This is a genomic window from Streptomyces sp. Ag109_O5-10 (assembly GCF_900105755.1).
Lineage (GTDB): Bacteria > Actinomycetota > Actinomycetes > Streptomycetales > Streptomycetaceae > Streptomyces.
The window spans coordinates 4,442,876-4,455,708 of record NZ_FNTQ01000001.1 but is presented as its reverse complement, the minus strand read 5'-3'; the positions used below and the strand labels follow the sequence as shown (position 1 = coordinate 4,455,708).

At 70.4% G+C, this 12,833-nt stretch carries 7 protein-coding genes; 5 read left to right on the top strand and 2 right to left on the bottom strand.

Annotation, left to right across the window (positions count from 1 at the left end; translation table 11 throughout):
* Positions 1-224: 224 nt before the first annotated feature.
* The 5 genes from BLW82_RS20360 (at position 225) to BLW82_RS20335 (ending at position 7,750) form a co-directional block, all read left to right on the top strand.
* Positions 225-1,763 (top strand): hypothetical protein, encoded by a 1,539-nt coding sequence (locus BLW82_RS20360; RefSeq protein WP_093500469.1) that lies wholly within the window; start codon positions 225-227, stop codon positions 1,761-1,763.
* A 347-nt stretch (positions 1,764-2,110) separates the two neighbouring features.
* A complete protein-coding gene (locus tag BLW82_RS45560; protein WP_256215893.1) occupies positions 2,111-2,299 on the top strand; it encodes a hypothetical protein in 189 nt (62 codons plus the stop codon).
* A 415-nt stretch (positions 2,300-2,714) separates the two neighbouring features.
* Positions 2,715-3,494, top strand: a complete 780-nt coding sequence (locus BLW82_RS20350) for a hypothetical protein (RefSeq protein WP_093500465.1) — start codon at positions 2,715-2,717, stop codon at positions 3,492-3,494.
* Between the two features lie 546 nt (positions 3,495-4,040).
* On the top strand, positions 4,041-4,484 hold the full coding sequence (locus BLW82_RS20340) for a hypothetical protein (RefSeq protein ID WP_093500462.1): 444 nt from the start codon (positions 4,041-4,043) through the stop codon (positions 4,482-4,484).
* A gap of 440 nt (positions 4,485-4,924) precedes the next feature.
* Positions 4,925-7,750, top strand: coding sequence for a PKD domain-containing protein (locus tag BLW82_RS20335; RefSeq protein ID WP_093500460.1), 2,826 nt, complete (start codon positions 4,925-4,927; stop codon positions 7,748-7,750).
* Between the two features lie 196 nt (positions 7,751-7,946).
* On the opposite strand, the gene BLW82_RS20330 is transcribed toward BLW82_RS20335, so the two are convergent.
* Positions 7,947-10,367 (bottom strand): peptidoglycan recognition protein family protein, encoded by a 2,421-nt coding sequence (locus tag BLW82_RS20330; protein ID WP_256215892.1) that lies wholly within the window; start codon positions 10,365-10,367, stop codon positions 7,947-7,949.
* 243 nt (positions 10,368-10,610) lie between these two features.
* Entirely contained in the window at positions 10,611-12,833 is a 2,223-nt protein-coding gene (locus BLW82_RS20325) for a bifunctional polysaccharide deacetylase/glycosyltransferase family 2 protein (protein WP_371131365.1), read from the bottom strand.

The window sequence follows — 12,833 nt, the reverse complement described above, 5'->3', positions numbered from 1 at the left end:
GCTGCCGCGGGGCCGCCGTGCCTGGGCGGCGAGCCGGTCTTGATGCCGCGCACGTCATGAGGGCCTCGCCTCGGGTCAGGGGCCACGTGTTTTTTTGTCACATCTTGATCGGGTGCGTCTCCTGACGTGAACTGCCGTCTGCGTGGTGATCCTATGATGGCCAAAAGTGTTGGCTTGAGGGGGAGTTGACGACAGTGTCACGAAGATCGCCTGCTTTCGTCGGGGTGGCCGCGCTGGTACCGCTGCTCGCTTCGGCCGCCTCCGCACAGGCGGCGTCGGGTTCGCTGACGGTCACCACGCTGGGGCGGCACGGCGCCAAGGTCTCGACGACCGTCACCGTCGTCGCCGCGTCGTCCGGTCAGACGTACAGAGTCACGTCAGGCAAGCGGATCAGCCTGCCGGCGGGGCGCTATCTGGCGATGACCGACATTTACGAGAGCACCACCGACGGTCTGGGCACCGACACCATCGGCGCGCAGGTCGTGACGGTGTCGGGCAGCAAGTCGGTGACGCTCGACGCGCGCAAGGGCAAGCCTGTCAAGGTGTCACTCGACACGCCTGCCGACGTGACCGGGCCGCCACGGATCAGCGCGCAGGTGTGTGCCGCCAATATGGACATGCCCTCCGCCTTCAGCGCGGGTGGCTGGAACGACGGGGGAGCCCTCTACGCCATCCCGAACTCCTCCAAACTGCTGCAGTTCGGGTACCTCGCGCAGTGGTCCGGCAAGGACAGCTATGTCGTCGTGAAGAAGACCACGGGCATCCCGGCGGCGCCCGGCGGCTCGTTCAAGCGGTCGGGGCTCGCGACGATGCGCTTCTCGGTGCGCGCCGGAACGCAGATGGGTACACAGGTCGACACGGCGCTCCAGACGGCGCCGAAGACCGATGACTGCACGACCGACCTGATGGCCCAGGTACGCGACGACAACGCCCCGTACAGCGCCACCGTCCATCTGACTCCCGGGACCTGGCAGCCGCGCGACGACATCTTCGGCAGCAACGGCGACGACGTCAGCGGCGGCTTTCCGAATCTCAGGACCCTGAAGGCGGGGCAGAGCCTCACCCAGTCCTTCGGCCGGGCCGCATGGGGCCCCATGCTCAATCTGCCGCTGCTCGGCCAGAAGTCCGTCACTTTCTCTCCGGACGCCATGATCGGCGACCTCGACATCGGCGGCGGCTGGGGGGACGTCACGAAGGAGACGGTGGTCCTGTCCAAGGGCAGCACCACCGTCAAAAAGCAGACTCTGACCGACTGGCGCGTCGGGCCCGCCGAGTTCGACGCCCCCGTCCGCTCGGCCGGCTGGTACCGCCTGACCGTTGACGCCCACCGCTACCGCCCAGGCATCACCTTCCCGGCCGGCATGCTGTCGCCGCGGGCGACCCTCGACTGGCACTTCAAGGTGTCCGACCCGGCCAAGGCGATCGTCGCTCCCGTCTTCCTGACCCGCTTTCTGCCCACCGGGCTGAACAGCCACAACCAGGCCGGGCCGAACAGCACCACGACGGTCGACGTGAGTGCCGGGCGCGCCTCCCAGGGCCCCGACACCACGCTCACCAAGGTGACCGCCAAGTCCGTCCGCGTCTGGTCGTCCGCCGACGGCGGCAAGACCTGGAAGGCGGCGACCGTCAAGCACTCCGGCTCGACCTGGCAGGCGACCGTCCACAACCCGGCGTCCGGCGCCGTCGCCCTGCGCTCCGAGGTGACGGACTCCGCCGGAGACAGCTCGGTGGAGACGGTGTACCGGGCGTACGCCATAGGCTGAGAGCGCGAGTTCCCTTCTCGTCACCCGCTCCACAGTGACCTGTTCCTCGGGCCGAAGCCCGAGGAACAGACCGAGTCATGACACCACCACATCCCGGACCGCTCCAAGGCGGGAGCGGTCCGCGGGGGCTTCCAGACGCCGCCCGCCCGACCTCCGCTCAGGGGGCCCGTGCCCCCGGGCCGACGGCGTGCCCACAGCGTGCCCGTACGACTGGTGCACCACGGTCGACAGCGGTGCGATCCTGCGCTCGCGGGCGCTGCCTCGCCGGACGGCTCCAGCCTGCGTATGGTCTGCGCCGGGGACGAGGTTCGATGACGGCGCGAGCTGTGCCGGGAGCAGGGGGGAGGGTGAGCAGGAGACGCTACGTTGCCAGGGGTGTGCCGGGCGGCTACCGAATCTGGGACAACCGGGGAGGCCGATGGTGGGGCGATCTCTACGAGTTGTGTCCTGACGATCTCCTGGCCGAGCTCAACGGTCAGGCGGACCAGGCGCGGATCACCGCGCTGATGAGGCGCTACCGAGCGCAGAAGCGGTAGGCAGTGCACAGTCCGGTCGACTCTTCGTGCCGTCGGCTGTCTCGAGCAGCGTGCCTTCTTCGCCTCGGCGGGCCCGGTCGACACTGACCGCGCTGGGTCGTGTGATCCCGGGAGGTCGTGTCCGGCACCTTGAACCGTGGCTGGGCAGCGAAGGCGTGGGAAATGGAGGGGGCGCTCTGCATGGAGGCGCTCTTGCAGTCGAGGCTCCCGCTCAGCGCCGGCAGCGGATGCACGGGCCATCGGGGTCCCTCTCTGTATCGGGCCGGAACGAAGCCGTGGTGATCAAATCGTTGCAGCGCCACGTACAACCGCGAACTGCCCTTCCGTGTCCGACAGTTAGTCGCTGAGGGATGAACTTCTGGCCGGGGCGCTGATGCGCTCGGTGCGGGCCGCAGGGGGAAGGACGGGTTCGAAGATGACGAAGACGATGTGGAGCGCGGTGGTGGCCGGTGGAGCGGCGATCGTGTTCACGGGGGTGGCCGCGGTGCCGGCCGGGGCGGCGGAGGGCGGGGTCTCGTTCAGCCGGGTCACGGTGAACGGCGGGAAGCCGATCGTGATCGGGGTCAAGGAGGAGGTCGAGGTGCGGGCGGCCTTCCGGATGACGACCAAGCTCAAGTTCGACTTCGGGCCGACGGTGCTCCCCTACCGAGGGAAGCTCGACTCGGGGGACAGGCTGTACAGCTCCGTCATCACCAGTGACTGTGAGGTCGTGGACAGGGCGAAGGGGATCTGCGACTTCGACGAATGGCTGTACATCGATCCGCGGCACGTCGACTTCGGGAACGAGGACGCCGGTACCTGGAAAACCGCCGCTCAGGTCTTGCTCCCCGGTGACGCCCAGGACATCGACGACGTGAACCTCCCGTTGCAGGTCAAGCGGGCCACACGCGTCACCGTCAACGCCTCGCCGGAGCCGGTCGCGGCCGGGAGGACGCTCACCGTGACCGGACGGGTCACACGGGCGAACTGGGACACCCACACGTACCAGGGGTACGCGGGCCGCACGGTGAGCCTGCAGTTCAAGGCGGCGAGCGCCTCCTCGTACACGACGGTCAAGAAGGTGACTTCGAGTGGTACGGGGGCGCTCAGGGCCACGGTGAAGGCCACCGGGCCGGGGACGTGGCGGTGGACCTACTACGGGAACTCCACTTCCGGGGCGAAGTCGTCGACCGGGGATTACGTCGCCGTGCGGTAGGCGACGTGCGCGGACCGCCGCCCCTCGCTGGGGCGTCACCGTCGAACCCGTACACCATCTCCATGGACGCAACCGGGTGCGGAAGGTGCCGTGATCGACCTGATAAGGAAGAGGCCGCACCTTCAAGCCGTCCGGCCTCTCTTTTGCGGAGCTTTCAGTGAGTACCTTTGCTTGGTTCATTTTGGCCGTCATTGCCTGGATGGCCTACTCGGTGTGGCGTATGCGCCTCCTGCCCGCCCGGAGACGTTGGCTACCGTTTGTGCTTCTTGTCGCGGGTGTGGCAGGCGTTGTGTCCGGATCCGATCAGAGTGCCGGCACCTCAGCGGACAGGATCCTTGTGATCTCCGGCCTCGTCTTGATTCTCGTCTCGTGGACAGTGAGCGTGAGGGAGCGCCGAGGGCAGGGCAAGGGCCCGTCTGACACCAGCTCCCACTTCTGAACGGACATCACCACACGAACCTCTGATGCGGTGGTCACGCATGAGCGCCCTACCGGGCCATCGTGGGGCCGGAGAAGGGCGTTCAACGACGACCAACCCTGACAACCATGGACAACCAAGTCGGGTCGGAGATCCCGTCCTTCGGTTCTTCGGCTTCTCTCTCCGCCGGGTCGGCGCTAGGTCTCTTGCGTGCCATCGGCCGCACGAGGAAGATCCTCCCCGATCGAGGAGACATGATGCTGCGGTTTATGGACTGGTCCGTGGTCGCGATGGGCTGCGTGCTGATTCTCGGGAGTCTCGGTGGCCGGTGGTGGGAGCGAGCCAAGGTTCCGAAGGGAGACACCTCGGACCCACGCGCGCGTTACCTCTGGGCGTGGCTCCCCCTCCTCATGGGTCTGGGAATGATCGGCGCCAAGGTGCCAGGCCTGCTGCACGCGCCCCATCCCGTCGTCGAGATCGTTGACGCGCTCGACTTCGTACTGGCCGTCACGGTGCTGATCTTCGTCATCCGGTCGGGGCGTCGCTTCTTCCGGCCGCGCAGCACCACGTGACAGCGCGCCGCAGACGCTCACGGCGGAGCCACCCGACTTGGGGGGGACCGGAGTGACCCACCGGACCCCGATCCGCCACCGCGTCGGAGACCGGTCAGCCGCGAACACAGGTGAACGCCCCCACACAGACCGACAGGCGGTGCCGGCCTGGGGCATGGCGAGCGCTGTGCGCGCGGCTGCCGGGACGGTGAGGAACTGACGTGGGACAGCGAGGAACCGACGTCTGAGGGGAGGCATGGCGGCCCGATCTCCGTTCCGACGTCAAGGAACGATCTTCAAAGCCTGCCCATGCGCTGGTTTGCGTGGCCTCCGTCAGAGCAAAAATTCGCGCAAACTTTCGACCTTTCGAGAAACTTGGGCCGCTCATCGACGTCCGGCGTCCCCAACCTGACCTACTGTCCCGTCAGTTCCAGCGCGAAGGTCCGGAGGGGGACGTATTCATGGGGCGGAGACCAGCACTGGTGGCCCTCGCGGTTCTACTCATCGGCTGTCCCGCGGCGGGCGTCGCCCAGGCGGGCACCGTCACAGGCGCGACCTTTTACGTCAACGACGCGGCCGCCGGCTGCAGCGACACCGGTCCCGGCTCGGCTGCGGAGCCCTTCTGCCAGATCCAGCCGGCCGCGGACGCGGCGACGCCCGGGGCCACCGTACGCATCGCGGGCACCGGCAAGTCCTACGCACCCGTGACCATCAGGTCCACGGGCACCGCGGACGCGCCCATCACCTTCTCCGCCACCGCGATCGGCGACAGCTCAACCGTCACCGTCGCGGGCCCGCGCTCGGCCACCGGAATCACCTTCGACGGTGCCCGGTACGTCGACGTGGCCGGAGTCCGCACCACGGCCGCCGCGGCGAGCGCCCTGGTCGTCGAGGACTCGCAGCACATCACCTACCGCGCCGCCTCCGCACGGGGCAACATCGCCGACGCCGCCACCGCGGTGATCGCGATCGACGGAGCCTCCTCCGACATCTCCCTCACCCGCCTCAAGGTCTACCGGGGCTCCGGACCGACGGCCGTCAGCAGCGCGACCGGAGCGCGGGACATCACGCTGGCCGGCGACACCTTCGACGTCGGCGGTGTCTCGGCCGTGGGCACCACGGGCATCGACTTCGCGGGCGACACGTTCCGGACGGTCTGCGGCGCGATCAGCCTGACCGGCGGCAGTTCCGGGTCGGTGGAGAACACCGTCGCCCTGCCCTACGGCACGACGGGCTGCTCCACCGGCACAGCCGACCTCACGGTGGACGCCACCTCCGCCCCTCAGGTCACCGCCGACTACAACGCGTTCAACCCGCCGTCGACCGGGACGGACTACGACTGGGCGGGCACCGCCTACGCCACCGCGGAGGCGTTCCGGGCGGGCACCGGCCAGGGCGGCCACGACCTGGACCAGACGGATCTGGCGATCCCCGCGGACGGGCTGCCCGCGGAGCACTCACCGCTCATCGACTCGGCCGACTCCGACGCCCCCGGTGAGCTGTCCACGGACGTCGACGGCCGTCCCCGGGGCGACGACCCCCTGGTCGCCGACACCGGTACCGGCCACGACGACCGGGGTGCCACGGAGTTCCAGGACCCGTTCACGGTGAGCGGGCTCCGTGTGGGCTACGGGTACGTCGGCGTCCCGACCACCGCCGTCGCGACCCTGAGCAACCCGTGGTCGGACTCGCTCGACGGCCTGACGTACACCTTCGACTTCGCGGACGGTACGACCGTCACCTCCACCACCGGCTCGGCCACCCACACCTACAGCCAGGCCACGTCGAGCACGGGCATCCAGGCCTCGGTGGTGGTGAACAGGGCCGACGGCACGCGGGTCGGTGTGGCCGACTACTGGGAACGAGTCGATCCGGTGCCGGACCTCACCCCGTCGATCGGCTGCGGGACCGGCCCCTCGCTGCCGGATGCCGCAGGCTGCACGTACGACACCGGCTTCGACCCCTACCCGATCACCAGTGACCGGATCACCTTCGGCGACGGCTCGGCGGCGCTCTCCGTCACCGCCTCAAGCGACGCGGTGCGGCACACGTACAAGGCGCCCGGCACCTACACGGTCGCGCAGACGGTCACCGACTCCGACGGGCGCACCGCCACCGCGACCTCCCCGGTCACGGTCGGCGCGGCCTTCGTCGCCGCCGGTCCCACGCGACTGCTGGACACCCGGAACGGGACGGGCGCACCCAAGCGGGCCGTCGGTGCCGGCGGTGTGGTCCGGCTGAAGATCCTCGGCGTGGGCGGCGTCCCGGCGTCCGGGGTGACGGCAGTGACCCTGAACGTCACCGACACGGGCGCCACGGCGTCCAGTTATGTGTCGGTCTATCCGGACGGCATCGCCCGCCCCAGCGCCTCGAACCTCAACTTCCTTGCCGGGCAGACCAATCCGAACCTGGTCACCGTCCGGGTGGGCGCCGACGGCTACGTCGACCTGTACAACGCGCACGGCACGGTGAACCTCGTCGCGGACGTGGAGGGCTACTACACCACCAAGACCGGTGCCGCCGCCGAGCAGGACATGTCCGGCCTGGCCGTGGTGACCCCGACCCGGGTGCTGGACACCCGCTCCGGCATCGGGGCCCACAAGGGGGCAGTCGGGCCGCGCAGCACCACGACCATCACTCTGCCGAAATACACCCGGGGCGGGGCGACCCAGGGTGCCGTCCTCAACGTCACCGTGACCGGAGGCACCAGCAGCGGCTACATCACCGTCGCCTGCGACGGTCCCACCCCGCCGACCACGTCCACCCTCAACTACCGGGCCGGGCAGACCGCTTCCAATCTGGCGACCCCTTGCGCCTACTCCGGCACGCTCCACATCTACAACAGTGCCGGACACGTCAACCTGATCGCAGACCTCCAGGGCGTGTACACCAACGACCTGGTCAACATGGGCGGCGACCCGGACGCCCCCGCCGGCGGGCCGTTCGTGGCGACCGCGCCCGCCCGTTTCCTCGACACCCGCACGGGTCTGGGCGCGTCCGCGAAGCCGCTGGGCGCGAACGGCACCCTCACCGTGAAGCTCACCAAGGTCCCGGCGGGAGCCACCGCCGTACTGGTCAACCTCACGGGCGTCGCCCCGACCACCGGCACCCACCTGACCGCCTACGGCGACGGCACCCTGCCGACCGTGTCGAACGACAACCTCACCGCGGGCCAGACCCGCCCGGTTCTCGCCGTGGTCCCGGTCGGGGCCGACGGCTCCATCCGCATCCACAACGCGTTCGGCTCGGTCGATGTCGTCGCCGACCTGGAGGGCTACTACGGCTGAGGCAGAGGCCCCCGGCACAAAGGCCGCGAGGACGCGGCCTCTGGCCCGGGGGCCTGCCCGGAACATCATCCGAGCGGCGGGTCCATGACCCGCCGCTCGGTGCTGCCCGCACGCGCCTCTCCCAGCCTCACCCGGCGCTCTCCGCCCACGGACTTCGTGCGGGCGGAGGGCTCCTTCGTGAGGGGCGGGCGGCGGTTCAGCCGATGGTCGCGATGCCGTCGGTGGTGACGGCCGGGCGGCCCGCGGTGCCCACCACGACGATCTTCAGGGTGTGCTTGGCGGAGGCCGACCAGGTCTTGGTCCAGATCGCCTGGCGGTAGAGGGTCGTGGAGGACTTCAGGTCCACCGTGGTCACCTTGGTGCCGTCGACGTAGATGTACGCCTGGCCCGAGGTGGCGGCCCGCGAGACGATCCAGGCCACCGAGCGTCCGGTGAAGGTCCAGCTGATCGAGGCCTTGGCGGACGAGGAACCGTAGGAGTACCCGCCCAGGTAGCTGGTGCTGCTCTTGCGCGTCCAGGTGCCGGTCCGGGTGGTGGAGGTCTCCTGGACGATGCTCGGCGTCCGCTTGACGGAGGCGGCGGCGGAGTTGCCGGCCACGTCGTACGCCTTCAGGGCGAACAGGTCCGACGTGCCGGGCTTGGCACTGGCCGACCAGGAGGTCACCGTCGGGCCGAAGGTGGCCGAGGACGGCGAGGTCGACGTGACTTTGGCGAGTGCCGCGTTGTCGGCGGCCTTCCAGGTCACCGAGACCGGGACGGAGGTGGAGTTCACCGTGCCGGTGCGCAGCTGCACGCCGGGAGCGGTCGGGAAGGTGGGGGCGGTGGTGTCGCCGACCAGGGTGACCGAGCCGGACAGCGTGGTCGCCCCTCGGACGTGGGTGGCGCGCACCTGGACGGTGTGGCTGCCGGAGGCGACCGTGACCGAGGCGGAGCGGGCGGAGCCGGAGGTGTGGGCCACCGCCTTGCCGTCGACCAGGACGTCGAAGCCGGAGATCACCGCGGACGGCGTGGCGGTCGTCCAGCTCACCGTGGCCGCGCCCTTGGTGTAGTAGTTCGTCCCGGACTTGGCCGCCCCGCCGGACATTCCGGTGACGGAGACCGTGCCGACCGGGCCTGCCGCGTAGGAGCGGATCGTGCTCAGGGCGTTGTAGAGCTGGTTGCCGGGGCAGTCGGTGGCGAAGCCGTTGCGGTGCCCGGATATCGCGTTGAAGGTGTAGCTCTTGCCCAGGGTGAAGCCGTAGCTGTCGGAGGAGCCCTCGGGCAGGGACGCGCTGCCGGTGCCCGGGTTCACGCCGGTCATGCCGAACTTCCAGGCCGCGATGCGGGCGATGGAGGCCAGCATCGCCTGGCTCGGCGCGGCCCCGGTGAAGGTGCTGGCCGTGGAGTCGCCGCCGCTGAGGTCCGTGTACGTGCCGATGGCGGCCACGCCCATGCTGTTGGTGTTGAACCCGTAGGTCTGTGCGCCGATGACGGGCAGCCCCATTCCGCCGAAGCGGCCCTCGAAGATGGTGCCGCACTTGTCGACGAGGAAGTTGTAGCCCAGGTCGCGCCAGCCCTGGTTGAGGTGCTCGGCGTAGATGCCGCGCACGATCGCCGGGGAGTCGGCGCAGGAGTAGTTGTTGGTGGTGTCCGTGTGGTGGACGAACATCACCTTCACCGCCGAGCCGTACGACGGGTAACCCGATTCCCGCGCGCACTCGTCCGCACCCCAGCCGGCCCGGGTCACCACGGTGGGCGGTGCCACCGTCGAGACGGTCGCGGCCGGCATCGGGTCCGGCGGGGTCGCCGACGGGGTGGCGGAGGAGGTCGCGCAGGACGGGTACGCCTCGGCCGTCGTCGGAAGCTGGCTGGGCCAGGCCGTCGGGGACCCGCTCGGCGAGGACGACGCGGAGGTCCCGGTGGACGGGGCGGACGGGGTGGTGGAGGTGGGGTCCGTGGCCGTGGAGGTGTCCGTGGGCGACGTGGAGTTCGTCGCGGTCGGGGTGTCCGGGGCACCGGTGCCCGTGGTGGGCGTCGGGGTGTCGGCCGGGGCGGAGCTGTCCGTGGGCGAGGCGGTGCCGGTGACCGGCGGGGCGGCGGTGTCGGTGGCCGTCGCATCCATGGCGTAGCCCGCCAGACCCATGCCGGAGTCCGGTGTCCCGTCGGTGGCGGGCCTGCCCGGATCGACCAGGTCCACCCGCAGCCCGGCGGGCAGTGTGGTGGTCCTGCCCGCGCCGGTCGCGCGGACCTGGATTCCGTTCGACGGTCCCGCCCACAGCGGGGACATCCCGCCGCGCACACCGGGACGGTTCAGCTCAGCGGCGTCGGGGAGGTCGTCCGGCTGCTGCATCTTCAGCCACCGGGTCCAGTGACCGTCGGCGGCGGAACGGGTCCGCACCTCCACCGTGCCGCGCAGCTCGGCGTGCGCACCGTTCCAGGTGACACCGACCATGCTGAACGGAGCCGTGGACCGGGCCCCCAGCGTCTTGAGCGACGCACCGGCTCCGGTCAGGGACAGCGAGTGGACATGCGTCTTGACCGGTCCCTGCGCGGCCGGCGCTCCACGTCCTGGTGAGCCGGTCATGGCGACGGTCGCCGCGACCACGCCGCCGGCGGCTGCAACCGCCCCCAACGCCACCCACGTTCGCCTCTTCGGACCTGATCTCTTCGGACCAGATCGACGGCGACCGTGCCGAACGCTGTGTTCAGTTCTCATGCCCCACCCTGAAGCCCCGTTGTCGTTGTCATCAGCCATCACAGGGCACAACCGTCACGGGAGTGCCCTGACATATCAGCGCGCCCGGACGACCAGATGTCACATCCCCGAATCCGGGCAGGGCGGCATCGGTGTCGTCGTCCATGGCCCGGGGCGGGCCCCGGTTCAGGCGGGGACCCGCGGAGGGCGGTCCTCGCCGGAGGTCTCCGCACCCGCCGGTGCCCGCAGGGTGCCGTAGCGCTCCATGCGCTGCCACCGCAACCGCGAACCCGCCACGGCGGTGAAGACGGACTGGACGACCACCAGATACATCAGTTGGCGGTAGACGAACTGCTGCAGCGGCAGGCTCCACAACGGGCCGGGGCGTTCTCCGTCCAGGCGGAACGCGTACAGGCCCATGAACATTTGCAGGAGCAGGAAGGCGAGCCAGAGGACGGTGATCCGCAACGGGTCGAGGAAGACCAGGCCGTAGAGCGCGAAGACGTCGACCACGGGGGCGAGCAGCGGCAGCAGGACCTGGAAGAGAAGGAGGTAGACCAGGCCCCGGCGGCCCAGGCGGCCTGCGGTGCCGCCCTGCACCAGCGCGCCGCGGTGCTTCCACATCGCCTGCAGCGTGCCGTAGCACCAGCGGTACCGCTGCCGCCACAGGGCACCCAGGGATGCGGGCGCCTCGGTCCAGGCCACCGCCCCTTCCTCGTACACGACGCGCCAGCCGGCCCGGCACAGCGCCATGGTGAGGTCGGTGTCCTCGGCGAGGGTGACGTCGCTGACCCCGCCGAGCGCGAGCAGGGCCCGGCGCCGGAACGCCCCGACCGCGCCAGGCACGGTCGGCATGCACTCGGCGAGGTCGAAGAGGCGGCGGTCGAGGTTGAAGCCGACCACATACTCGATGTGCTGCCAACGGCCCAGCAGCCCACCCCGGTTGACGACCTTCGCGTTACCGGAGACGGCACCCACAGCGGGGTCGGCGAAGGGCTGCACGATCGTGCGGACGGCGTCGTGTTCGAAGACGGTGTCGCCGTCGACCATGACCACCAGCTCGCAGGTGGCAGCGGCCAGGCCGGTGTTGAGCGCGGCGGGCTTGCCCGCGTTCCGCTGCCGGATCACCCGCACACCCGGCAGCCGCAGGGACTCGACGAGATCGGCGGTGCCGTCGGTGGAGCCGTCGTCCACCACGATGATCTCCACCGGGTGGTCCGAGGCGACCAGGGAGCGAACGGCCGCCTCGATTCCGGCGCTCTCGTTGTACGCCGGGACGACGACGCTGACCGGTTCGGTCACCGGTGGTCCCCATGGCCTGGCCCGGCGCCCGGTCCGCAGCCGGTGGTGCCGGCGGGCCGCGACCAGTACGACGGCCGCGCGCAGCACGCTGACCGCCCCGGCCGCGTACATCAGCACGCCGAGCAGCCGGATGGTCCCGTCGCCGAGTTGCAGCATCTTGATGAGAGCGACGCCCTGGAGGTGGTCGCCCAGTCCGGCCGTCCGGACGGGATCGGTCATGCCGACCGCGGAGCCGACCGTCGTGAACCGGAAGCCCTGTGCCTTGAGCCGGGGGATGAGGGTGTCCAGGGCGGCGACGGTCTGGGAGCGGTCGCCTCCGGCGTCGTGCATCAGCACGATCTGCCCGGCCTTGCCGTGCGGTGTCGCGTTCGCGAGGACGCGGGCGGTGCCGGGGCGCTGCCAGTCCTCGGCGTCCAGGGTGGAGAGCACCGTGACGTACCCGGCCCTGTCGGCCTGTTCGAGGACGGACCAGCCGGCGTCGTCCAGGGCGTCGTTCTCCGAGGAGTACGGCGGTCTGAGCAGCGCGGTGGTGACGCCGGCCGCGCCGGCCACCGCGAGCTGGGTCTCGCGCAGCTCCAGGGAGCGCTGCCACGGGGCGAGGCGGGAGAGGTCGGGGTGGGTGAAGGTGTGGATGCCGATCTGGTGGCCCTCGGCGACGATCCGGCGGACCAGCGCCGGGTGGGCGACGACCTGGGTGCCGACGACGAAGAAGGTCGCGTGCACGTGGTTGCGGCGCAGGACGTCGAGGATGCGCGGGGTCCAGACCGGGTCGGGGCCGTCGTCGAAGGTGAGGGCGATGGTACGGGTCTTCGGGCGGGCGGTGTGCGGGGAGCCGGCGGCGCCCGCGATCACGGGGCCGCCGCGGGCGACCTGGCCGGGTACCGCGTCGGCACGGCCGGGGGGACCGGTCACGTCGTCCGAGGTGATCCCGAACATGTGGTGGGTGTAGCCCTGCAGCAGGAGGGCCGCGGACAGGGTCACCACGAGCACGCACAGCAGCAGCCAGTGGGTGCGGGGGGTGACTCGGCGGGTGCGGCCGCGGAGGCGGGGCTCGGCGGCGGTGCGGGGCACCGCGGTGCGGGGCGGGTGATCGGTCGGATCTGTCAC